This is a genomic window from Paenibacillus lactis, assembly GCF_017873605.1.
GTDB classification, from domain to species: domain Bacteria; phylum Bacillota; class Bacilli; order Paenibacillales; family Paenibacillaceae; genus Paenibacillus_AQ; species Paenibacillus_AQ lactis.
The window spans coordinates 39,396-62,453 of record NZ_JAGGKI010000025.1 but is presented as its reverse complement, the minus strand read 5'-3'; the positions used below and the strand labels follow the sequence as shown (position 1 = coordinate 62,453).

At 51.1% G+C, this 23,058-nt stretch carries 20 protein-coding genes; 7 read left to right on the top strand and 13 right to left on the bottom strand.

Annotation, left to right across the window (positions count from 1 at the left end; all coding sequences use genetic code 11):
- Positions 1-79 precede the first annotated feature (79 nt).
- The gene (locus J2Z18_RS27490; protein WP_245256235.1) at positions 80-862 is read right to left on the bottom strand and encodes a histidine phosphatase family protein; all 783 of its coding nucleotides are present in this window, start codon (positions 860-862) and stop codon (positions 80-82) included.
- Positions 863-1,504: 642 nt separating this feature from the next.
- On the opposite strand from J2Z18_RS27490, the gene J2Z18_RS27485 reads away from it, so the two are divergent.
- Positions 1,505-1,678 (top strand): hypothetical protein, encoded by a 174-nt coding sequence (locus J2Z18_RS27485; protein WP_186311082.1) that lies wholly within the window; start codon positions 1,505-1,507, stop codon positions 1,676-1,678.
- 279 nt (positions 1,679-1,957) lie between these two features.
- On the opposite strand, the gene J2Z18_RS27480 is transcribed toward J2Z18_RS27485, so the two are convergent.
- From J2Z18_RS27480 to J2Z18_RS27435, 10 genes are all read right to left on the bottom strand, one after another.
- Positions 1,958-2,926, bottom strand: a complete 969-nt coding sequence (locus J2Z18_RS27480) for a tRNA dihydrouridine synthase (RefSeq protein WP_007131056.1) — start codon at positions 2,924-2,926, stop codon at positions 1,958-1,960.
- A 539-nt stretch (positions 2,927-3,465) separates the two neighbouring features.
- Positions 3,466-5,043, bottom strand: coding sequence for a hydantoinase/oxoprolinase N-terminal domain-containing protein (locus J2Z18_RS27475; RefSeq protein WP_210095645.1), 1,578 nt, complete (start codon positions 5,041-5,043; stop codon positions 3,466-3,468).
- Positions 5,040-6,155, bottom strand: coding sequence for an S-methyl thiohydantoin desulfurase family protein (locus J2Z18_RS27470; RefSeq protein ID WP_210095644.1), 1,116 nt, complete (start codon positions 6,153-6,155; stop codon positions 5,040-5,042). The genes J2Z18_RS27475 and J2Z18_RS27470 overlap by 4 nt, the downstream gene beginning before the upstream one ends.
- 4 nt (positions 6,156-6,159) lie before the next feature.
- A complete protein-coding gene (locus J2Z18_RS27465; protein ID WP_210095643.1) occupies positions 6,160-7,449 on the bottom strand; it encodes a cytosine permease in 1,290 nt (429 codons plus the stop codon).
- Between the two features lie 38 nt (positions 7,450-7,487).
- Positions 7,488-8,069 (bottom strand): TetR family transcriptional regulator, encoded by a 582-nt coding sequence (locus J2Z18_RS27460; protein ID WP_210095651.1) that lies wholly within the window; start codon positions 8,067-8,069, stop codon positions 7,488-7,490.
- Positions 8,070-8,440: 371 nt separating this feature from the next.
- The gene (locus J2Z18_RS27455; protein WP_210095642.1) at positions 8,441-9,601 is read right to left on the bottom strand and encodes a cobalamin-independent methionine synthase II family protein; all 1,161 of its coding nucleotides are present in this window, start codon (positions 9,599-9,601) and stop codon (positions 8,441-8,443) included.
- Between the two features lie 203 nt (positions 9,602-9,804).
- Positions 9,805-10,374: an SF0329 family protein gene (locus tag J2Z18_RS27450; protein WP_210095641.1), complete on the bottom strand. Its 570-nt coding sequence runs from the start codon at positions 10,372-10,374 to the stop codon at positions 9,805-9,807.
- A 239-nt stretch (positions 10,375-10,613) separates the two neighbouring features.
- Complete coding sequence (locus J2Z18_RS27445) at positions 10,614-11,783, bottom strand: DUF4317 domain-containing protein (RefSeq protein WP_210095640.1); 1,170 nt, start codon at positions 11,781-11,783, stop codon at positions 10,614-10,616.
- Positions 11,784-11,975: 192 nt separating this feature from the next.
- Positions 11,976-14,273: a glycoside hydrolase family 127 protein gene (locus J2Z18_RS27440; RefSeq protein WP_245256234.1), complete on the bottom strand. Its 2,298-nt coding sequence runs from the start codon at positions 14,271-14,273 to the stop codon at positions 11,976-11,978.
- A 233-nt stretch (positions 14,274-14,506) separates the two neighbouring features.
- Positions 14,507-15,085, bottom strand: coding sequence for an NAD(P)H oxidoreductase (locus J2Z18_RS27435; RefSeq protein ID WP_210095638.1), 579 nt, complete (start codon positions 15,083-15,085; stop codon positions 14,507-14,509).
- A 208-nt stretch (positions 15,086-15,293) separates the two neighbouring features.
- On the opposite strand from J2Z18_RS27435, the gene J2Z18_RS27430 reads away from it, so the two are divergent.
- From J2Z18_RS27430 to J2Z18_RS27415, 4 genes are all read left to right on the top strand, one after another.
- A complete protein-coding gene (locus J2Z18_RS27430; RefSeq protein ID WP_210095637.1) occupies positions 15,294-15,689 on the top strand; it encodes a winged helix-turn-helix transcriptional regulator in 396 nt (131 codons plus the stop codon).
- 395 nt (positions 15,690-16,084) lie between these two features.
- Positions 16,085-17,338 (top strand): MBOAT family O-acyltransferase, encoded by a 1,254-nt coding sequence (locus J2Z18_RS27425; protein WP_245256233.1) that lies wholly within the window; start codon positions 16,085-16,087, stop codon positions 17,336-17,338.
- Positions 17,339-17,389: 51 nt separating this feature from the next.
- Entirely contained in the window at positions 17,390-18,550 is a 1,161-nt protein-coding gene (locus J2Z18_RS27420) for a hypothetical protein (protein ID WP_210095636.1), read from the top strand.
- The gene (locus J2Z18_RS27415) at positions 18,531-18,713 is read left to right on the top strand and encodes an SH3 domain-containing protein (protein ID WP_028404457.1); all 183 of its coding nucleotides are present in this window, start codon (positions 18,531-18,533) and stop codon (positions 18,711-18,713) included. Before J2Z18_RS27420 ends, J2Z18_RS27415 begins: the two co-directional genes overlap by 20 nt.
- 150 nt (positions 18,714-18,863) lie before the next feature.
- Here the strand turns inward: J2Z18_RS27415 and J2Z18_RS27410 are convergent, their stop codons facing one another.
- Positions 18,864-19,571 (bottom strand): DNA alkylation repair protein, encoded by a 708-nt coding sequence (locus J2Z18_RS27410; protein ID WP_210095635.1) that lies wholly within the window; start codon positions 19,569-19,571, stop codon positions 18,864-18,866.
- 67 nt (positions 19,572-19,638) lie between these two features.
- Positions 19,639-20,979: an aminotransferase-like domain-containing protein gene (locus tag J2Z18_RS27405; RefSeq protein WP_028404459.1), complete on the bottom strand. Its 1,341-nt coding sequence runs from the start codon at positions 20,977-20,979 to the stop codon at positions 19,639-19,641.
- A 205-nt stretch (positions 20,980-21,184) separates the two neighbouring features.
- On the opposite strand from J2Z18_RS27405, the gene J2Z18_RS27400 reads away from it, so the two are divergent.
- Positions 21,185-22,168, top strand: coding sequence for a DMT family transporter (locus J2Z18_RS27400; RefSeq protein ID WP_210095634.1), 984 nt, complete (start codon positions 21,185-21,187; stop codon positions 22,166-22,168).
- 31 nt (positions 22,169-22,199) lie between these two features.
- Positions 22,200-22,850 carry a nitroreductase family protein gene (locus tag J2Z18_RS27395; RefSeq protein ID WP_007131039.1) on the top strand — a complete coding sequence of 217 codons (651 nt, stop codon included), beginning with the start codon at positions 22,200-22,202 and terminating at the stop codon, positions 22,848-22,850.
- Positions 22,851-23,058: the final 208 nt, after the last annotated feature.

Sequence of the window (23,058 nt, the reverse complement as noted above, 5' to 3'; positions counted from 1 at the left end):
CAAACAAAACAAAATGACCCTAATCGAAGTCTAAAGACCGCGACCAGGGCATCCTGCTGCACTGTATTAAGCAATACGTTTATTTTGTATTTTCTTTTTCGCCTTTTTCAGCGTAGCTCATATCGCCTACGGATTCGATCTTATACGTACCGTCCTTGTAAATAATCTTCGTTACACTCGCATTTTCAAGACCCGCAGGTGGAACTTGGCTGGGATCAATCGTTTGAAGGAGAGCGCTAATCGATAAGCCATGAGAAACGATAAGCACGTTGCCGCCGCCGTTTTCGGCCGTTTTTTCGCTGATTTCATCCAGGGCCGTTCTCAAGCGGGTGGAAATCGCTTCCCAATCCTCGGCCTGTCCGGTCTCATCCGAGGCGGCAATCGTGTCGGCAACCTTTCCCATACTAGACTTCATATCCAGCTGTTTCATATCGGTAATCCCTAACCCCTGCAAAATCACGTTCCACATATTCGCGTTTAAATCCCCTTCGTACTTGCCGAAATTCCATTCCCGCAGATCCTTGTCGGTCGTAAGCTTCACATCGGCTTGTCCGCTCTCTTCAAGGACGAGGTTCGCCGTTTCGATTGCCCGGCCGCTGTCACTGCTGTATGCGGCAGCGAATGGAATCCCCTTCAATCCTTTTCCAAGCTGTCTGGCAACCGTGACACCGGGCTCCGTCAGCGGCGAATCGGCCCAGCCTTGCACGCGGTCGCTGGTGTTCAGCATCGTTTTGCCGTGCCTTGTAATATACAAAGTGACCGTGTTGTCCTTGCTTGCAGCCTGATCCGAGCCGCACGCCGCCAGTGAAATGACAAGAGATGAAAGAACGATAAGCAAAAGTACATTTCGAAGTTTACCCATACCCTATTCCCCCTAAGTAATATCTTTTTCAAGTGAAAGGAAGCTTAACGACGGAAATACAAATGTAATCGGAAAGCGCTTCCAACTATAATTATAAAAAGAAACGCCGTCTCCGGAGAGACAGCGGTTTATCGTTATTTGCGTCATCAATTAATTAAAAATTTCAATATTATTGGGTGGTTCCAATATAAGAGATTAAATAATGACCCATACGATCTTTTCATTCCATTGAGGTCCCTTGGGTAAGGGCCTTGTGTCTGCACAGAAGCCAAGAGGGTTATCTCATCCATTACAATAAATGAAAATAGACCGCCCGTACCCGTAGCAAGGTAATCGGTCTATTTCCGTGTTGTCTTGCAGCCGAACGCTCTTTTAGCGGTTGTTGTGCAGGGGATCGTGTTACAGCACGGTCCCTTATTTATTCTTATCATATCCTACCCGGTTTTAGTCCTCAACGATCAGAGCTGATTTTCAGTCGAGAGCTCGATCCGGTATTCTGCAGCTTCAATAACCAGCGATATCTGGCAGCCACTGGTACAGAGCAAGCCCTCATTTCGTATCCATTCTGCATCGAAAGAGGGTATCGTTGGTGAATATTGAATACATATATATAGGTTACAAAATGCTTGTAAGGAGGTTGGCATGAGGCAGGAGGATGAAATCCAAGAGCTTAAAGAACGATTGAATTCTGTTGAAGAGCAGCTGGCGAAGAAGTCAAATGGCTTCAAGACACTTAAAATAGGAATCATCATAGTGCTCGTTATCTTTCTCTTATTAGTTCTTATTGGGGTACTCCAATTTGTGAGCGCAGGATAAAGACCGTCAAGGGGCGGTCTTTTCTTTGTCCAATGGAAGACGCAGCAACGTCCCTTATCGACCGGGGGAGTCCCCGGCTAATAAAGCGGGCCGCCATGCGGGGCATTTAGCTGACATCCGCTCAGCTTCCCGATTTTAACAGCAACCGAAGCCGATATACGCACCGCCCCATGGCTCGCTAACGGATGCAGCCACAGCCCTCGCATTCAAAAGACAATAAGAAAACCACTCCTTTTAATGTAAGGAATGGTTTTGATGTGAACCTATACGGTTCCGAGCTTATACTACTCCTCCACCCTCAAATTCATCAAGCAGCGCACGTGCTTCATCGGTTGACTTTGCGTTCATTAAGCGATTTCTCAATTCGCTTGCCCCTCGGAATCCACGGACATAGATTTTGAAGAAGCGGACAAGGGCGCTGAAGGAACGCCGCATCTGTTCAGAATATTGATCATGCAGATCCAGATGGAGCCGCAGCAGACCCAGCAATTCCTCACTGCTATGTTCAATCGGCTCCTTCTCAAAAGCGAATGGATTATGGAAAATCCCGCGCCCGATCATAATTCCGTCCACGCCGTATTGTTCAGCGAGCTTCAGGCCGGTCTGACGGTCAGGGATGTCCCCGTTAATGGTTAGAAGTGTATCTGGGGCCACCTCATCACGAAGCTGTTTAATCTCCGGAATCAGTTCCCAATGAGCGTCTACTTTGCTCATTTCATCTCTTGTCCGCAGATGGATGGACAGATTCACAATGTCTTGCTTCAAAATATGGGTTAACCAGCCGCGCCATTCGTCTACCCTGCTAAACCCGAGCCTTGTTTTTACGCTAACGGGCAGTCCTCCGGCCTTTGCGGCCTGGATAATATCCGCCGCAACGTCGGGACGGCAGATCAGGCCGCTTCCCTTCCCATTCTCTGCTACATTCGGCACAGGACAACCCATATTAATATCGATGCCTTTAAACCCTTCTTTCGCCATGCCGATACTCATCTGACGAAAGTATTCCGGCTTATCTCCCCAGATATGCGCTACCATGGGCTGTTCATCCTCTGTAAACGTCAAACGTCCGCGCACGCTATGATGCCCCTCCGGGTGACAATAGCTCTCTGTATTCGCAAACTCCGTAAAAAACACATCCGGTCTGGCTGCTGCGCTTACGACATGGCGAAACACAACATCCGTCACGTCTTCCATGGGCGCCAGCACAAAAAAAGGCCGCGGCAAATCCCGCCAAAAATTTTCTGTCATATCCAATACTCCTCTATAAATACAGGGAAATCTTTATCCCGAAATAGTAAATGTAAGCTCGTTCATGCCCTTGCTTTTTTCTTCACTTATAGCATATTTAAACCATGCATATCAAACGGCAGTATATGTTAACCGTAGACACAACAATGAATATACCATAATCCGAAGTGAGGAGCATACTCCCCGTCGATTTGAAAAAAGAAGAGGCAATACCCCTCCTCAGAGTGCCCGTAGAAACTTGTGTTGTCGTTTTTTTCGGACAGGGGTTTGACTCCCCTCGCCTCCATAATGGAAAGTCCAAAGGACTTTTCGGGACTTCATTTTTATATGAGGAAATCGAATTTTAAAGTTAGGCCGCGAAATAAAAAAATGGCGGTACCGGAATGGAATCCGCACCGCCACTTTACATGTTACTTTGGTCCCGAGCTGTTCGTTGTTCGCCGATCGCCGCGAGCCCCGATATGCGAAATGCTCACTGGCTATGCGGACACTTCTCATGTAGTCGCAAATGCTGCCGAGCGAGGCGCATCCCCCGCGTGTTACAGCTTACCCGCAGCTTTCACCTTCACAAGCAGCGCATTGCCCGGCAAATACGCAATCGGAATGTCCTCGACGGACACGATTTCTAGCGTCTCCGGGTTCGCGCCGGCAGCAGCTGCCTCGTTCATGGCGCTCTCCTTTGCATCGCGGATGACGTCGTCATAGCTCCAGTCGTCCAGCGAATAGATCCGCTCCGACTCCCCGCTGACCAATCCCAATGCTGCGCCGATTGCGTTCGCCGCATCATAGTTGTCCGGCCGGATGATTCGGCTTGCCCCGGCCAGCGTCTCCGGCACCAACAAGCTGCCGCCGCCGACCAGAATGACATCGACCGGGTCTGCACTCGTCTTCATCCGGTCAATGGCATCCTCCAGGCTCTGCTGCATGACTGCATCCGCTTTGCTGCAGACGACTTCGTCCACGGCATCCGCGTTGGTGCCCGGCCATGCGGCCCGGCCCAGCTTCACCGCTACGTCCGTCGCCGTCAGCGTATCCCCGCCAAAGATGCGGGCCCGTTTCGTCAGCTCGTAGCCCACGCTGTCCGGGCCAACCGTTACGCCGCCCGCGTCATCAAGCCGGACGATCGTGCCGCCGCCAAGGCCGATGGACAAAATATCCGGCATCCGAAAATTCGTGCGAATGCCGCCGATATCCACCGCTGCCGAAGATTGGCGCGGAAAGCCCTGCACGAGCACGCCGATATCCGTCGTTGTGCCGCCGATATCGACGACCAGCGCGTCGCTCAGCCCGGACAAATGCGCCGCGCCCCGAATCGAATTCGTCGGTCCGCACGCAATCGTCAGAATCGGGTAGCGGAGCGCATACTCGCTCTTCATCAACGTCCCGTCGTTCTGGCAAATATACAGCTGCGCATCAATGCCGAAGCCATTCAACGCTTTCTCGAAGCCGCGCACCACGCCTGCAATGACTTGCAGCAGCGCCGCGTTCAGCACGGAGGCATTCTCCCGCTCGAGCAGCCCGATGCTGCCGATCTCGCTGGAATACGTGACCGGCATATCCGCACCCAACACTTCGCGGACGATCTCTCCGGCCCGCTTCTCCTGCTCACGGTTCACAGGAGCAAATACCCCGCACACCGCCACCGCGTCGACTTCTCCGCTCATCCGGCGGCACAGCTCGGCGATCTCCTTCTCGTCCAGGCTGGCGATCTTGCGGCCGTCATACTCATAGCCGCCGGAGGCGATATAGCTATGCGGCCCTACCGCAGCGCGCAGCGATTCGTCCCAGCCGGCAAGCGGCGGAACGGCCGTCGTTGCCGGAGCGCCGATACGTATCAGCCCTACCCGGCCGAGATGCTTGCGCTCCACGATGGCATTGGTGCAATGCGTGGTGCCGAGCATCGCATAGCGTATGTCTGAGCCATTTACGCCGCTTTCCTGCAGCAGCAGGCGAACGGCCTCCACAATGCCTTCGTTCACGTCGGCCGTCGTGTGGACCTTTACCTTGTGCACGCAGCGCAAGTCGGAATCCAGCAGGGCGGCGTCCGTATTCGTCCCTCCCACATCAATGCCGATGCGGTAAATCTGGTTTGCACTAGCAGTTGTAGTCTCGGTCATTTCGCCGCACCTCCTTTCGAAGCCAACGTCTCGATCGGCACATAATCAAAGTCATAACCGAAGTATCTTGGCCCGGCCGTCTCGATGCCCTTCGGCGTGCGCCATTTGTCGTCGCACGGCAAACCTGCTGCCGTCACCCGGGCGCCATACTTCAAGTTCTCCGTCGTCACCGGCATGCCCGTATCCTGATCCAGCAGCGTAATCAAATCAGGCGTAATGGCGAGCGGTTGATCGTCAACGGTGGCGAGCAGGAACTCATTCTGGAAAAACAGCCGCATCGTTTCTCCCTTGTTCTCGCCGGTACCTTCAAATACCGCTTCGCCGCGCGTAAATCCGCCGTCCATGCGGCGACGGATATCCACGGCCTTGCCGTGGAACAGTGCATGGCCGTTCAGCTTCGTGAGCAGCTCGCGCACAGGATTCAGCTTCTGCTGCTTCGCTTCGAACAGCGTCCGCCCGATCTCATAGGCGAGCGTCAACGTGCCGCCGATCGCGCTTCGCTTCGCCTGCGCGCCGGATACCGGATAATCGCAGATGGAGGCAGAGCCCCCCATCTCTACTGTCAGCGCACGCGCCAGCCGTTCTTCCCACACCCCGTCAATCGTATGCATCAGCGCGCTGTTGCCGCGCTCGTCCGCCATCGCCACCGGGCTGCAGGGGATGCCTTCCAGATGGAACGTCACCATCTGCGATTCGGGAAACGCGCGCCCCATCGCATCGGCATCGACGAGCGGAATTCCGCGCTGTGCCGCCGCAATGACCGGAACGAGCGAGTTGCCGCCGCCGACCTCGATCGGCATAACGGCGTCCACCTTGCGGCCGAGCTCTCTCTCCATCAGATCCAGCGGCTTGGTCAGCTGGTCTGCCGAAGGGATTTTCTCCAGCATCACCGTCGGTGCTCCGATCATCGATACCGGCACGATAAGCCCTTCATCGTCCAGCTCTTCGAGCTGGACGATTCGTACCGGGCCAAGCTCGCGGATCGCCTCCATGGCCATCAATTTTCCGACATGAGGATCTCCGCCGCCGCCCGTGCCAAGCACCGCAGCTCCGATCGCGATATATTCGATTGACTGTTCATCCAATGAGGTTAATCTGGTTGCTTGATTCATGCTTTCATCCCTTCTTTACGACCCATTTGCCTATGATTGCTTGCAAGATAAATGCCATCAGGAAGCTGTCCAGCGCCGGAACCTGCGTTACCTGGAACCATCCGAGCCCATCCGGGGCCATCGTTGTCATGAACCCGAAGAACGTGGCGATGACCCATACGACGATGGAGCGGGGGATCCAGCTTCGGTTGCTGTCCAGCCCGTCAAACGAGAATCGCTTTTTGTTCACCAACAAATACTCAGCCGTATAAATGCCGCCCAGCGGTGCGACAAGCATCGTAATGTACGTCAGGAACGTCATGAAACGATCATAAATACCAAAGCAAGCAAGTGCCGTCGCAATGAGACCTGCAATAATCGTAATCACGGATTTAGGCACCCGTTTGAATACGACGGAGAAGCCCAGCCCCGCGGAATATAAATTGTTCGTATTGGTCGTCCATTGTGCCAGCGTCAGCACGATGATCGCCGGAATACCGAGACCAAGCGTCAGTAGAATGCCCGTCAGATCGTCGGAATCCATCGTACGCGACAGGAAAATTGCAATGATGGTCATGAAGCTGTTGCCGACAAAGAAACCGATAAATGCTGCGGTAACGGCATGCTTTGGCGTTTTGGCCCAGCGCGCGATGTCAGGGGACAGCGCCGTTCCAAGGATAAAGATACCGATAACCAGCGAAATCGCCGTCCCCATCGGCACAGCCTCACCCTCGAACGGTGCCCAGACGGTGCTTCCGCCTTCCCCGTTTAGCGCCATGACCAGCGCGATAATGATAAACACGACGAGCAGCGGTACCGACCAGACGCTTAATTTTTCAATCGCCCTATAGCCCCAGATCGCCGTGGACATCATGAGAAGTCCGCCAATGATCGACAGCACCCAGAGCGACCAATGCCATCCCCATAATTCGTTTAACGCGGTCTGGAAGTTGGAAGCGAAGAAGCCCACCTGAACGCCGAACCAGCCCAGCGATGAAATGCCGAGAATGACCGAGACGATTAGCGCCCCTTGATTCCCAAACAGAAACCTGCTGATCATGGCCGTCGACAGGCCCGTTTTCGCTCCCACATATGCGCAGACTGCCCCGATCATGCCTAATATCGCCGAACCGACGATGACCGCCGTAAGCGAGTCGCCGATGCTCATGCCCGCGCCGAGCTGCGCCCCCAGGAACATCGCGGACAGGTCAATGCCGATCGCAATCCAGACGAATGCCATCGAGAGCCATGATTTCCGCAAATGCTGGGGGACGGGCTCCCGTTCGTAATCTTCTATTTTCGTATCATTGCTCATGCTCCACCCTCTGCTTTCTGTACAATCTTGTTGTTCGCCTAAGCTTTCACGGATCTCCAGAACATCTCAAAGGCATGTTTCAGCTTCCGTTCGAACAGCTCCGGCGATTTATAGTAGTAATATTGCATGCCCAGCCCGTCCATCAAGGTAAGGTACGAATCCACCAGCGTCTCCATCGGGATAACGGCCAGTTCGCCTCGATCCAGACCTTCCTGGATAATCTCGCCGATAATGCTGCTCAGAAGCGTATCGAACCGCCCAAACGCCTCGTGCATCCGATCCTGCAAGAAATCCGGCGGGAAAACTAAGTACCGGAAGGCAAATACGGCAAGCTCCTGCTTGTCCCGGTGGAAATCGTATTGGCGAAGCAGCAGCGCATGCAGTTTTTTCTCCGTGCTCATTCCTTTGCTGGTTTCTGCCATCGCTTGGATATATTCGTTGTAGGCGCTCATCGATTCTTCGAAGACCGTCATAAACAGATCTTCCTTGCTCTCAAAAAAGGCGTAGATTGCTGGTGTTTTGACACCCACCTCCTTCGCGATTTCCGATAATGCCGTTCCGTCGTAGCCCTTCTGCCCGAATAACCTCAGCGCAGCTTCTTTCAGCTTCGTTCTGGTCATGTTCATCCCCTTTTCTCCGGTTTAATTAACGTTAATTAAGTAGATTATACAACTTTCTGCATAAAAATCAATCTATTTAACGTCTCTGCTGAATTGTCTTCGAATCTTTATACGTTTAATGAATTAAGCAGGACAATGTACCAAGGTAGATAAAATCCCCATACCAAAAAGAGATATCCCAACTCGAAGGATACCTCTTCTGGAAACTCAAACCTATTCATTCAAACACGTCCTGATTCGGGACTTCTGCCTGTGAACAGGGTAGCAGTAACACCCTGCATACAACAAGCCGCATACAAAAAGAGATGCCTCGCGGTCCATTAAAGGCCCTTCGAGTCATCTCTTATTAGCTCAATGATATCTATCCGAATTTAATTATTCCAATATTGCTCGGCAATCCGTTGACCTTGATCGATTTTTGCCCATTGCTCGGCTTCGCTTAGCTCGTTACCGCCATCGCAGGATGCAAAGCCGCATTGATGCGAGAGCAGCAGACGATCCTTGTCAATGATTTTGGATGCTTCGTCAAGCAGACGGATGACGCGGGCTTCATCATCGAGCGTATTTGTCTTGGAAGACAGGAGGCCCAGTACAATCTCCGTTTCCGGCCGGTCCTTGAAGACCTCCAGCGCTTCAATCGAACCCGCACGCTCATCATCCCACTCCAGGAAGAAGCGGTCATATTTCAATTGCTTCAGGAACAGGTTGGCGATTTTCGCGTAAGATCCTCCGCCCATGTTCCGGGAATCATAGTTCCCGCGGCAGTTGTGTGTCCACATTTTTAAGCCGAGGCTATGACCGTAGTCAATCAATGTATTGTTTAGTTCAATAAATTCGGTGGCGAGACCCTGTACTTCCGCTTGGTTAATATGCTCCCCGGTAAACGGAGAGTTCGGGTTGTCGTCCGCAAACAGCTCCCATAAGCAATCATCGAATTGCAGGATCGTGCCGCCCGCCGCAGCGAATTCCGCCACGAATTCCTTATACGCGCTAACAAGGCCCTCTTTGAGCTCCTGTCTGTTCTGATAAACGGCATCCGTTCCGCCAATGTTATCCGACCAGGAGAGCTCGCCGAAAATATGGGAAGGAGACGGTACGCAAAGCTTCGTTTGGTGATCGCCTGCGAAATCCTGAAGCTGTTTGAACAGCTTGATGAAATGATGATTCGTTCCGCTCAGTTTGCCAGTAATACGCAATCCAATATCTTTGCGCGTTTCATATTTCGAGGTTCCGTCCACATCCCGGAAGAAGTAGCCATGGTCCGCGATATAACGCTGGACTCCGCCAAAGCCCCATACAAAATCCAGATGCCACATCGATTTGGAAAATTCGCCGTCCGTAATAACCGACAGGTTATGCTCGATTTCCTTCTTCACGACCTCTTTGATGGCCTCGGTCTCGCACTCGGCATACCCTTCAAAATTTTCATAGAACGGATACTGGATATCATCACGATGTTCAATTTGCTTTTTATATTTCAGCAGCTCTTCAGGACGCAACAAACTTCCTACGATCTGAAACTTATCAGTCATGTAAATAACCCCCCTCGTTGTATACGATGATCATATCACGACGAGCGGGGTTAGAAGGCATACCAAAAAATCATAACTAGCTATAGCTAGAAGCTATAGCAAAAAAGGTGCGGAAAATGCATAGGAAGCCAACTTAAACAGTGAAGTTGCAGAATTAGATAAGGATATCCAAAATGATATGCTGTGTTTATTAAACTGTTTGTTTACAACGTACTCCGCCGCAGCTCATAAAAATACTGCACAGCGGGATGCTTTAGCTTCATCTTCTCGGCCATGTTCAATATGCGCTTTTTGCCGACTCGTCTGTCCACCAAAGCTAGAATATTCAATAAAATATCATTACTCTCCAAGCTTTCATCTATAGAAATCGATAAAAACGTAGTGGCTGCTGTGACAAAATTGGATTTGCTTAATGCGGCCTGTACCGACAAAAGCTCTTTTGCAAGCTCTGTTATTTTTCGGTTTCTTGCGATGACTTGCAGACGCTCCTCGGGAACGGTCCCCTTGGTTTCCTTGCGGATCGCTTCAATTTCCTCCTGGCTGATAGGGATTTGGAGATCCGGATCATTCTTTATTTCCTGCTCTGTCTGGTACCAGCGGATGGAACCCGTGGTCTCACTCATATTGAGCACGTTCTTCTTATCTACGGCAAGATAACAGATTCCGGGTTTGCCTGGCAGGTAACGATAACTGGTTGCCCGGTATTCGACCCTTCCATGTAACGCAGGAGAGAGAAAGCTCTCCAGTTGTTGCTTCAATTTGCTCCAGGACATGGTTCCTCCTAATTGAAAAGATTACCCTTGGGTGAAGGTCAATCATACCATGATTATGGTCATATTTAATCTTAGCACTGAACCAAAATAAAAAGAAATAGGACTCCCCAGGCAAGGGTAACGACCTATTTCTGAACCTTATACAGCCTGCCGCCCTTAAAAGCGGCTGTTGTCAGGAGTGAGGATATTACCAGCATCCTCACTCCACTTTATTATATACTAGCGTACGATGAACGAGTCTATAATAGCGTTTCCGTACTAAGCGTAAAGCCTTCAATGACGGCATCTTCATCGACCTCAATCAGGATGCAGCGTCTCCCTTGGTAATTCACCTGCTTCACATATCGTAAATCCTGCGGGCTGATCGAAATCGTGGCCACCTTGGTATCGATCTTAATCGACTTTGACGAGAATTTCGGCATCACGCTGCTAGCCTTCAGTTCATAATTCGTATCGTCGACAACCGTTTGAAAGGCCCGTTCCACTTTTTCCGATGTCACGTTCTCTACGCCACTTACGGTCAGCACGCGTTCCACATCTTTATAATCCAGCTTCGGAGGCTCTTCCTCCTCCTGGTGGCTTTCAATGACATGGTTGATCTCCTCATACACCTGTGCGAGAGTAGCCGAGTCCAGCTGTTCGCCTGCCACTTCCTTCACGATTTCTTCGAAGATGCCCCTCTCCTCCATTGCGGTCATGGACCTCTCGGCATTCAAGACCTGTTCGATGAAATCCTGATCCGGAAAATTGGATTTTCCCGTACAATACAGAACGCGGTTCACATCCGAGTAATTGTCCGTCACGCTGGGGTAGAAGAACCCCTGCTCCGGCGAACTCAATTTGATAACCGGGTCCACCATGACATTGTACTTGAATTCCTTCTCCACATAATCGAACAAGAGCGTCTTCCGCTGCTTCTCCGTGGAATTCACGCTGCATAGAATGAACGGGTGCCCGAACACCTCGTCCTTCTCGCTCTCCTCAGCCTCCTCATTCCGGGCCTTGGTCGGCCGGTAATATTGCCCGCGAACGAAGGTGATCACCGTATCTCGCTCATACTTGGTATCCGCCATCATTTTGTCCACCAGCATCAGCATCAGGTCCTGCCATTCTTCCGGATCTCCTGTCGACAAGCCTTGATGAAGCATCACCCGCGTAGGTTCCCCTGCCTCCTCCTGAAACTTCAATTCAAACAGCTTATGATCCAGCTCACCGGTCAGCAGCTTCTTGAAATTGCCCATATGCAGCTCCTGCTTCTCTCGGTCCAACAGACCAAACGGCAGCCGCTCCCAGTGATAGATTTCGTTCGTTTCCTTCATAATGTACACGTTGAGAATATCCTCAATATTCAGCAAATCGTTATCCATCTTAAACTGCTTGCGTATATGTGCGACTTCTTTCTTATTCATAGCTCGGTAGACAACTCCTAGAAAGTAAATTGGCTCTACCAGTATAAACGAATTAAAAACCCTTCGCCAGAAGGGAAGGGTTTTATAACCATGACGCCTGTTCAGTCAGAGCCAACCATCTGTGAAGCTATCGCCCAACGACAACTTAATTCTACTTGCCAAAATCCTGCTCTCGACCGGACCACTCTTTCCCTATTTCGCCACAAACTTCTCCATTTGAACCCGGTCGATCATTCGAACGCCGTATACCCCTCCGGCCAATTTGCCATTAGCCGATGCGAACTTGACTTCGACACTCCGTTTTCCTTCCGTCAGGTGGATGGGGATTTCATAAGACACATTAAAGAGCTGTTCCCCCTGCGTCCCCTCCAGCTTCTGCCGTGCGATCACATGGCCATCGATCCAAATTTCAAAATCCCGCTCCATCAGCCTTCCGTCAACATGAGCTGCTCCTTCGCGGCTGAAGTAGGTCACCTGCAACAACATCGGTTGATCAGGCAGAACCGACATTTGATAGCTAAAATATCCGCTGCCTATCGCATCTCGGTAGCCGCATTGAGCGTAAACGGAATAGCCTGACCTCGATTGCTCGGACTTCATATGGTGATCAACCTCGGATTGCTGTTGATAAGGATGGACGACATCCACCGTAATGGCCTTCAGCCGTTCCCTCTCAGCCCGCTCGCTATTCTCATAGTTCTTGAATTCCTCTTCAGTCAGTAGATTCCAATAAATCGTATATCGCTGATGGTGCAGGGCGTAGAAAGGGATCAGTCTCACCCGCGAATTGCCGGGTTGCCCGACAGGCTCCGTGACAAACGTCAATGCCTCCCCGTCAACAGGCTTAATCCATTGCCGGATATCCGGCTCGTCTGAGACCCATATCGGAACCTCAATTAATGGATGCTGATGCAGCTTCGTATGATTGTCCACGATATCACTGTCAGGAAACGCCTCCGTGCCCAGCGCACCCGCAAGTACGATTGGGCCATACAGGATGCCTACCTTTTTCGCATCATCTTTGGCATGGTACAAGCGAAGCTCCATGGGTAAGGTCACTTCAATCGTATCCCCAGCATTCCAATCCCGCTCGATATTGAGATATCCGGGCTCCGCATCGGCATAGATCTCACTCCCGTTCACCACGGCCGTTACCGCTCCGGCGGTCCATTGCGGAATACGGATACGAAGTTTGAAATGAGCAGCCTTCGCCTCTTCTATAATGAGTCTAGTTCGCGATTGTTTCGGGAACTCTGTTTCCTGTCGGATGACGACCTGGTGATCGTCGAAGGTTGCTTTGGAGGCAATGAACAGATTCACGTAAATCGCATTCGACGTGGCATGATAGATTTCATGCGTATAGCGGGCCGGATTCTCCATGCCGGTGCCTGTACAGCACCAGAACGAATGTTCAGCAGTTCCATATACTTTGAAATGGCCCGGCTCCGTGGATACGAAATACATTTTCATGCCGGTATCCGGATCCTGGGATGCAAGAATATGATTATATAAGGCCCGTTCGTAGAAATCCATGTATTCCGCAACTTGCGACCAGCCGAACAAGTGGCCTGTGAGCTTCAACATATTGTAGGTATTACAGGTTTCCGCGGTCTCAACACCAAGCTTCTCCTGGTTCGCAGCTCTGAAGTGCTCGAAGATGCTGTTGCCTCCGATGATGTAGGAGCGGTTGCGCGTAACCTCTTTCCAGAAAAATTCTGCGGCCTTCCGGTAGAAATCGTCGCCTGTGATCTCATATAGCTTGGCAGCGCCGATGACTTTCGGAATTTGCGTATTGGCGTGCTTTCCTTCAAGTTCATCCACACCGCGGGCCAGCGGTTCGAGGATTGCCCGGTGACAGAACCGGATCGCAAGCTCCAGATATGCGTGGTTATTCGTCAGGCGATACAGATCAGCCATAGTGTCATTCATTCCGCCATGCTCGCAGATTAACATGCGTTGGAATTGCTCGTCCGTCAGTCGATCCGTTCCCTTTTTGGCCCAGTCCGCAAGTCGGATCACGACCTCAAGCGCCTGCTCGATTCCAGTCAATCGGTAAACATCGATCAGCCCTGCAAAAATTTTGTGCAGACTGTACCAAGGCACCCATGATCCGGCAAGGCTGAAGTTATGAACTTCAAAGTCGCCGGTAAATACGATATCGAAGCAATCGCGGGGAAATCCGCTCACATAACCATCCTGATCATGCGACTGCACATAAGCTAATTCGTTAACTGCATAGACCAGCTTCTTAAGCAAATCCTCGTCGCTCGTTGCACCAATCATGGCTGCGGCTGCGGACAGCCAGTGCCCGATGGAATGTCCTGCAATCGGTGTCTCTTCCCATCCGCCGTATCGCGGTTTTTTCGGCTCCAATGAGGCCGCCTCGTAACAAGGGGCCATTAATCGATCGACATCCAGATGAAGTAAATATCCTTTTCCCGTTTCTTGCGATTCTTTAAAAATACCTTCCAACAGTTCGGTCTTTGGCATTGTATCATCTCCCCACAAGTCCACCAATTTAACACTCATACATTCCAGTTTACCTTCTGCATGTGAGATGAACGATGAAAGAACCCAACCATTTTTTTATAAAATTTCACACAAAGCCATGGATCGTTAGCCGTAACATTAACACCCATTACAGAAAACTCAACTTCAGTGCTGGTATTCCATTTATAAAAATAAACAGTCCCTTCTACGTCATATAGAAGGAACTGCTGAGCTTAATGATCCTTGCCATAATTCAAACCTAAGCGATAAGCTTGGTCCAGCAGCATGTCGTAATGAGCAGGCCCGGATTCCAGAGTCTCATATAAGAATTCAACCTTGGAATTGGAAATACCGCAATAACCTGCGATTCCCACATTCAGCAGATGCGTAATCATCTCACCGTAGCTGCGCTTGTTCATCTGTTCTTCCGAAACGCCTGCCAAGCCAATCCACAAGGCATGCTGGTGATGAAGGTTGTTCGCACCGTATGCAAACCCATTGTTCCATACACGGTCAATATACCCCTTTAGCATTGCCGGCAGATGCCACCACCAAACGGGGAAAATCAATGCCAACGCATCATGCTCCTTCAGCCGCCTTATTTCCGTTTCCACTTCAGGGGAAAAGGTCTGTACCGAAGCGGACCAATCGGGTTCATCTGCGCCTTTAAGGACAGGATCAAAACCAATCCCGTGCAAATCCAATATCTCATAGTCATGGCCAGCCTCGGCAAGACCTTGTACGAAACGATCGGCAACCTTAAAGGTCAAGGAATCTTTTCTCGGGTGGGAAACAACGGTTAGTACTCTCATGCTTATATCTTCACTACCTTTCCTCAGCAGCTGATTTGTAGCCATGACCCATGGCTGCTGTTATTATAAACAGTAGGAAAATGATCCGGAAGTACGCACTTTGATGTGCTATAGGAAGATACATGTGCCATAGGAACACGGAAGTTCCCTAGGGGAATCCCTTGAATCTTGGCCTGAGCAATGGATAAACGGGATTGGAGGATGAGAGATGACGGAACCGGTGAACAACAGCGCTCGAAAAAAATATCAAGTCGGTGTGGAAGCGGCTTTAGAGGTCATGGGAGGAAAATGGAAGCCTTTAATCATCTACCATCTAATGACAGGGCGGAAACGTACGTCTGAGCTTCGCCGGTTAATGCCCGGCATTACTCAAAAAATGCTGACCACCCAGCTCAGAGGCCTGGAAAAGGATGAGATCGTGACACGGAAGGTATATAACGAGGTTCCGCCTAAAGTGGAGTATGAGCTAACGCCTTACGGCTGGGGATTAAAGCCCGCGCTGGACCTGTTATGCTATTGGGGAGAGGATCACCTGGATAAGATGTACGGAGACAAATCCAAGGTTTTGGAGGAATTCCAAGGCTGCCGTACGGAGGAGAAATAAGCCTTTAAGTGTACTCTCCGAGCCATGAAAAACTGGGACTGCTTGATACTTGATACGTAACGAAAACATAACCTGCCCGGTTTAAGAGCAGGTTTTTTTCACAACAACCTTTGTAGACGATTCTCTTGACCTATACCCGGCTGCAACTTTTATTGAAATGGATCCGTCTACTCTATGTGCTGTGCTTTCCTCAAGGCATCATCATGTAACGGCCTCTGATAGGAAATTGGCAAGACGGCTGCCGCACTTCGTATTAACTGCCCCCGTAAATACCCAGGTGGCGGTTAGCTCACGAAGCCTTCATAGCCTGAGTCTTTCACTTTAATGTATCATTCGTCAATATATGAAGCTTGTTCATAAAATTTCCATAGGCTTCGACTTGTGGATCGTGTAACATGAACAAGGGTATAAAGTTACGTATTTTTGACGGCTTGGATGGTGGATACGGAAAAATTATGATGTATACGGATTGGTTTTACTGGCTGTTCGTGCTCGTGGCTGTCGTCACGTACCACCTCGTGCCGCAACGTGTCAGACCTTGGGTGCTGTTTGCCTCAGGTGTCGCTTTTTACTACAATTTTGCAGGTGCTTACCTGTTCCTGTTGCTTGCGGAAGTTGTCATCGCGATTATTGTCGTGAAATCTGCAGCGAAATGGGGCAGGCGATGGATTTATCCCGCAGGAATCCTTACCGCCATTCTGGTCCTTGGCTATTTCAAGTACACGAATATGATGCTGGATACGTTACATAATCTATTCGGTTTTATTCATCAGCCCTTCTTGCCTAAGGCAGAGCAGATTGTGCTCCCGCTCGGTATTTCCTACTTTACGTTCGAGCTGATTCATTACTTGGTTGAACGCAAACGCGGAACGCTGCCGGGGCATCGGCCGGAGGGTCTGTTGTCGTTCATTTTCTTCTTCCCGACGATGGTGGCTGGCCCCATTAAGCAATTTCAAACGTTTCATTCACAGCTAACAGCGAGATTTCACGTGGACCACTTGCTGACCGGCGTCATACGGATCGGGATCGGCCTGTTCAAAAAGCTCGTCCTCGCCGGATCGATTGATATCCTGGCGCAGCCTGTCTATTCGGCGTCCGGCATCGCCGGGACAGATACCGGAGGACTCTGGATTTCGCTGATCGCCTATACGTTCGTCATCTATTTTGACTTTTCCGGCTATTCGGATATTGCCATCGGTACTGCGCGCTTGTTCGGGATCGTCCTCCCGGAGAACTTCCGCTTCCCTTATCTGGCCCGCAGCATTGCCGAGTTCTGGAACCGCTGGCATATCTCGCTCGGTTCATGGCTGACCCGCTATGTATACTTTCCCCTCGGGGGAAGCCGCGTCTCTGCTCCCCGGGTTTACTTCAACCTGATGGCCACGATGACCGTCTCCGGTCTCTGGCACGGAGCCGCCTGGAATTTCGTGGTCTGGGGCATGTTCCACGGCGTGATGCTGTGCATGCACCGCTTTTATGTAAAGAAGCTGAAGCCTGCTTTAAAGCCCGTTCCGAAATGGCTGAAGCCGGTGACGGTCACTGCCGCGATCATGATTACATTCTTTGGAGTGACGATCAGCCGCGTATTTTTCATATTGCCGATCGCAGACGGATGGGATTTAATGCTCCGGCTGCTTGGCATGCGATAAGTTGTCGATACTCGAATATGAATATGGATGGAAATGGAAGTGTAAGCTGTCTTGCCTAAATTCATTCTGAATAAAACCGTATTTGTCATGATGATCTCCTTTGCCTTGATCGGATTGCTCGGATTGAGCATTCGGGCGAATCAAGCGGTCGAAGAAATGAGACAAGAAGTCGTGACATACGCGGAGAAAGAGCTGCGCGTTCCGACCTATGATGCCATTGTCTATACGCCGTTATGGGTCGAATATTTGAAGAAGCATCTGGATGACGGCACCAGGGTGATCGGCATGTTCGGACCCTCCACGCTCTTCGGCACGACCGTAAGAAAAGGGGAGAACACCTCGGCCGGCGTCCTTCAGGCTCATTTGAAGGACAGCCGTGTGATCAACCTCGGAATTTCCGGAGGAAGATTTACGGAGACCTATGCCCTGCTCGCCTCCATGATCGATAAGGTTGATTATGTTGTGTTTGAGATCAACTATGGGATCGTCGTCGTGTCGGATAACGAGCCGAACGTTGTTGTCTACCCGTCGCTGGTGGAGAAGCTGGGACAGCCCATCCCGCGCAGCTGGCTGGCTGATTTCCCGGACAAAAACCGCGAGTCGCTTCCGAGCAATGCCCACAATTGGGTGACGTCCCGCCTCCTGAATCAATGGACCCTCTATCATGACCGCGACGCGATCAGCTACCGTCTGTTCAAGACCCGTACGCCGATGGAGAAAATCCGCCAGGAGGTTCAAAAGAACGAAAATGAAAGAAAAGGGATCGAAGAAAGCTATACGCCGATGTATACCGCTTATGACAACATGAATGACGCTCAGCAGGAAGGCATCGACCAGCACTACGAAGAGCTCTATCGCTGGAATAAGCCTTTCGATCCAGATCACAGCTTCGGGTTATTCATGATCGAACAAACGCTTGATCTGCTGGAGGAGCATCAGAAGCAAGCCGTATTCTATTCCGCTCCGCTCGATAAAGAGCATATCGCTGACAAGAAGCTGTTCCATTGGAGCGAGTATACGGAAGCGATGGGCGCCTATCAGAAGCTGGTAGAATCAAGAGGCTACCCCTTTATCGAATTTAATCAAGAACCGATCAACACCATTCCGCATGAATATTATCGCGACCCGGCTCATCTGATCGACCAAGGGAGTCACCGGTTTGGCGAAATCTTGTATACGAGGATGAAGAATTATGGAATTGCAGCCCCATAACGCATCGGCGGAAGCGAAAGCCCGCAGCCTTACGGATCGTGTCGTACGGGCGCTGATCATGGTCGGCCTGGCGCTCGGCGGAGCCGTCGTCCTGATCGCCGTCGTGCTTGGTATTATCTTCTTTTCCGGAGAAACGCAGGAATTTATTTATATGAACTTCTAATATCTGATGCATAACAGGATGTTGCAAAATCCTCGCATAAAAAACGGCGTGCAAATGACTGACTTTCAGTCCTGCATGCCGTTTTGCAATTTCGCCCGCCGCGATGTCCGAACGGACTTTTCGCTCTGAGGCTCGTCCACCCCGGACGGTTTAACATCTTACATATTTGCGTTTGAAACCAAGCTGATTTTTGTCAATCGCCTTCTGAATGCTTTCGGAGGCGTTAACGATGCTGCTCTTTTTGTTATCCCGTTTAATTTCAACCGGGCCTACGGCCTTAGCAGTCTCGACTGCCTTATCGTGGAGCGGCAGATAGGATACCCCAACGGTGTACATAAAGTTATTCATCGAGGCTTTCGTGCGTTCGGGAGATTCGTGAATCGTCTGTTCCACCCTCTCCAGCATGCTCGCGAGTTTGCTTTCGTCAAACTGGGCGTCCGGCCGGCTGCCCAAAAGCCAGCAATAACAGCTCCATCCCGCTGACATTCGCAGCTCATCGCCGCTTGCGATCCATTGATCGGCAACCTCTTGCGCAATATCGGCTTCCGCCAGGGTGACCGCAACCACGTAATCGGACAGCATATAGAAATACGCCCCCTCGATCCAGCGCTCATAATCCGCCGCGGTCATCGCTTTCGGATCGGCAATGATGCCGGCAAAGTACATGGCGTCGTAATTTCCTGTAGCGTAAAGCTCCTCAGCCAAAGGCTGATTGATCTTGATTTGCTTGGCCATGGGCTTCATCGCGCCTGTCGCCACGCCGAACAGCGGTTCGCGCGCTCCATTGGACATGTACATTTTCTTGAGCCGTTCCTTGCCGAGCGCTTCAAGCTCCTGCATCACCGTTTCAAAATTCATCGTGGGACACTCCCGTCTTTATTTTAGTTGTATTTACTTACCATTATTTTCGCAAAATTCGATTGCCTCACACATTCATTCCCCGCTTGACTTCCTCAATCACGGCTTGCACGCCCTCATGAATCTGCTCCGGACGGGCGCGGGAGATGCTGATTCGCAAAAACTTCTCCCTCTGCCGATAGTCGGGCAGGTAAAACAGCTTCCCGCTCAACACGAGCACGCCCCGTTTCTGCAGTCGTTCCACCACCCGCTCCAGATTGACCGCCTGCGGCATTTTGAACTGCGTATATATGCCTGATCGGACTTCCGCCACTTCGAGCAGTCCCGGTTCGTTATACCTGTTCACCGCATCGTGTAAGGTCCTCATCCTCGATTCATACTGCCGATGGATCTTATCCCTGTGCCTATCATACATACCATTCTTCATGTAGATATCCAGCGCCGCCTGAGAGAGAAGTGCAGCACCGTTTAGCTGGTTTGCTTTGTGAAAGCTGGCTGCAAGCGACTCAGGCAGCACCACGGCGCCGATCCGCAGTCCCGGAAAAATGATTTTCGAGAAGCTTTTCAAATACACCACATACCCGCTCCGGTCATACGCAAAAATCGGGTCAAACCCGCGCCGATCACCCAAATCCGCCATGTAGTCGTCTTCGATCACATACACGTCGTGCTTGGCGGCCATACGGGCAATCGCCTTCTTCTCCCTGTCGCTATATGATGTGCCAAGCGGGTTATGATGCCTTGACATCGTGTAGAAGCATTTAATATCGCCGCTGCGGAATATCTCCTCCAGCTGCTGCAGATCGATGCCGTCCGCGGTGCGGGCGATGGTCTTCACCGGCAACCCTTCTGCCTCAAGAAAATCCAAAAACTTATTATAACTCGGCTGCTCCACCAGGATGGCCGGCTTGCCGCTCGGGAACGGCATCTCCGCTAACGTGTGAAGCGCCTGCTGGATGCCTGAGGTTACCACAATCTGCCCGGCCTTGGCAAACACCTGGTCCGCAGCCAGGTGCTTCACGAGCGTTTCGCGCAAAGCCCCCAGACCTTCCGGATCCCCATAGGTAAACAGATGGTATTTATACGTGTCGATTGCCTTGTTCAAGCAATGTTGGAAATCCCGGTAAGGAAACACATTCAAATCGGGTGAAGAAGAGGCAAAATCAATGATCCCGTGATTCATATCGGTTTCTCTCTCTTCATCCTGCACCACATAATAACCGCTCTGCGGAATCGAGTAGATGAAGTGGCGCTTCTCCAGCTCCGCATAGGCCCGGATTACCGTGCTGATACTGCAGCCGTAAATTTCGGCCGCTTGACGTACGGATGGCAGCTTCTGTCCCGGTCGCAGCTCGCCAGCAGCATGCTTTTGTTCGATATCCGCCAGGATCACCGAATATTTGTTCATGATTTGCCTCGCTCCCCACGCCCTTAGATCAGTCCGAGTTTCTTCTTAAACCATACTATACCGAAAAAAGCGCCCCCACACCATAACAGCTGGCCCTAACTGTACCGATACAGTTAGGGATTTTTCGCATTGTGGCATGATCAGGAATCCCTTACGATTTCAATTGCAAGCTTCATCAACCATTCGCTAATAGGAGGTTTTATCCATGTCATCCATGCGATCCAACAAGTCGCGACGAGATCGCGCCTTTGCGTATTTAGCCGTTCTCATCTATGCATCCATCATCGGGTTATCTTTTATGTATACGAAAGTCGCTCTGGCGTACGCAAGCGCCATCGACACCTTGGCGCTTCGCTTCACCTTGTCCTTCGCGGCAATTGTGATTCTGGTTGCTACAGGCGTATTTCGCCTTTCGCTCAAGGGCAAGCCATGGCCGAGGCTGCTTCTGTTGGCTTTGATGTATCCGCTGGGGTTCTTCACCTTGCAGGCGTTCGGTCTGAAGCATGCATCCTCTGCCGAAGGCGGCATCATTTTTGCCGTCACGCCGATCCTTACCGCCATGCTCGCGGGATTTTTTCTGAAGGAGTCCACGACGCTGCGGCAAAAGCTCTCCATTCTGCTGTCCGTATTCGGGGTGGTGCTGATCTTTGTCATGCAAGGCTCAAGCATGGATCTTACGAATGCGGCCGGAATGCTGCTGCTGTTCCTCTCTTGTCTCGTATCCGCAGGGTATACCGTACTATCGTGCTTCCTGCTGCGTACGTTCACGCCGCCCGAAGTGACCAGCTTTATGATGACGATCGGGTGCGTGACCTTTTGGCTGGCGTCGCTGTTGGATCATGCGGCCAACGGAACGATGAATCAAATCTTCACACCGCTGGCCAATCCGGATTTTATCTGGGCTATCTTGTATCTCGGCATTCTGGCATCGCTGGTAACGGCCTTCTCGTCCAGCTATGCGCTCTCCAAGCTCGAGGCTTCGAAGATCAGCGTATTTTCCAATCTGTCCACCGTCATCTCCATCGCAGCCGGAGCGTTTTTACTCGGAGAGGCCGTGACCGTCTATCATCTTATCGGTTCGGTACTCATTGTCGCGGGCGTCATTGGAACGAATGTGAGACCAAAGCCCAAAGCGGCAGCAGTGCTCCGGGATACGGAACGAAGCATGCCGAAGGATAATGTTGTTTGACCCATACTTAAATAAAGGGAGTGTATCGAAAATGAACGTAAACCTCGATAGCAAGCAGGATTTTTTGACCGTAGCAAAAGAAAGGCATGCCGTAAAGCGTTATGACCGCACTTATCGGATGAGCGAAGACGAAATCAAAGAACTGCTCCGAATCGCTTCGCAAGCACCTTCCGCCTGGAATCTGCAGCATTGGCATTTCCTCGTCGTGACGGATCAAGCGAGCAAGGACATCCTCCTTGGTATTGCGAACGGACAACAGCAGGTCGTCGAAGCATCGGCGACCGTGGCGATCCTCGGAGATTTGCAAGCCGACCGGAATGCGGAGAGCATATTCGAAGCGGATGTGCAGGCAGGTCGGTTATCTCCGGAGATAAAGGCAAATCTGATCCTGCAAATCCAGGGAGCCTATACGAACAAACCTAACTGGGCGCGGGATCAGGCCTTCTCCAATGCCTCGCTTGCCGCCATGCAGCTGATGCTTGCCGCAAAAGCGATGGGACTGGACTCTTGCCCGATGAGCGGCTTTAATCCGGACAAACTGATCGAGGCCTTCGCGATTCCTGACCGGTACGTGCCGGTCATGCTCGTTGCCATCGGCAAGGCAGCAGAGCCGGCTCGGCCTTCCGTAAGACTGCCGGTCGAAGAGAAGATTCATTGGAATGGGTTCGGATTCCAGGTGTAGTATGCCAGAGCAGAAAAGCCAAGTTTCTCAGTACAGCTGGGAAACTTGGCTTTTTCTTATGGATTGTATTTTTATAACATTGACTCGATCTCATCTTATCGTTTATAGTACCTACGTGCTTCAATGCAAAAAAGCCAAAAAGCACAAAAGTGAAAAAGCAAAAAAGAGCGGATGGGGATCCATGTCTTCAAGCCGCTAACCTCATGTA

Coding starts and splice junctions, on each gene's coding strand:
- J2Z18_RS27410 (WP_210095635.1), bottom strand. CDS start 19,571: ATGAATTTTGAAACGGTGATGCAGGAGCTTGAAGCGCTCGGCAAGGAA.
- J2Z18_RS27470 (WP_210095644.1), bottom strand. CDS start 6,155: ATGAATCAAGCAACCAGATTAACCTCATTGGATGAACAGTCAATCGAA.
- J2Z18_RS27440 (WP_245256234.1), bottom strand. CDS start 14,273: ATGCCAAAGACCGAACTGTTGGAAGGTATTTTTAAAGAATCGCAAGAA.
- J2Z18_RS27465 (WP_210095643.1), bottom strand. CDS start 7,449: ATGAGCAATGATACGAAAATAGAAGATTACGAACGGGAGCCCGTCCCC.
- J2Z18_RS27455 (WP_210095642.1), bottom strand. CDS start 9,601: ATGACTGATAAGTTTCAGATCGTAGGAAGTTTGTTGCGTCCTGAAGAG.
- J2Z18_RS27425 (WP_245256233.1), top strand. CDS start 16,085: ATGAACAAGGGTATAAAGTTACGTATTTTTGACGGCTTGGATGGTGGA.
- J2Z18_RS27460 (WP_210095651.1), bottom strand. CDS start 8,069: ATGACCAGAACGAAGCTGAAAGAAGCTGCGCTGAGGTTATTCGGGCAG.
- J2Z18_RS27445 (WP_210095640.1), bottom strand. CDS start 11,783: ATGAATAAGAAAGAAGTCGCACATATACGCAAGCAGTTTAAGATGGAT.
- J2Z18_RS27450 (WP_210095641.1), bottom strand. CDS start 10,374: ATGTCCTGGAGCAAATTGAAGCAACAACTGGAGAGCTTTCTCTCTCCT.
- J2Z18_RS27490 (WP_245256235.1), bottom strand. CDS start 862: ATGGGTAAACTTCGAAATGTACTTTTGCTTATCGTTCTTTCATCTCTT.
- J2Z18_RS27415 (WP_028404457.1), top strand. CDS start 18,531: ATGGAATTGCAGCCCCATAACGCATCGGCGGAAGCGAAAGCCCGCAGC.
- J2Z18_RS27475 (WP_210095645.1), bottom strand. CDS start 5,043: ATGACCGAGACTACAACTGCTAGTGCAAACCAGATTTACCGCATCGGC.
- J2Z18_RS27400 (WP_210095634.1), top strand. CDS start 21,185: ATGTCATCCATGCGATCCAACAAGTCGCGACGAGATCGCGCCTTTGCG.
- J2Z18_RS27480 (WP_007131056.1), bottom strand. CDS start 2,926: ATGACAGAAAATTTTTGGCGGGATTTGCCGCGGCCTTTTTTTGTGCTG.
- J2Z18_RS27485 (WP_186311082.1), top strand. CDS start 1,505: ATGAGGCAGGAGGATGAAATCCAAGAGCTTAAAGAACGATTGAATTCT.
- J2Z18_RS27395 (WP_007131039.1), top strand. CDS start 22,200: ATGAACGTAAACCTCGATAGCAAGCAGGATTTTTTGACCGTAGCAAAA.
- J2Z18_RS27430 (WP_210095637.1), top strand. CDS start 15,294: ATGACGGAACCGGTGAACAACAGCGCTCGAAAAAAATATCAAGTCGGT.
- J2Z18_RS27405 (WP_028404459.1), bottom strand. CDS start 20,979: ATGAACAAATATTCGGTGATCCTGGCGGATATCGAACAAAAGCATGCT.
- J2Z18_RS27435 (WP_210095638.1), bottom strand. CDS start 15,085: ATGAGAGTACTAACCGTTGTTTCCCACCCGAGAAAAGATTCCTTGACC.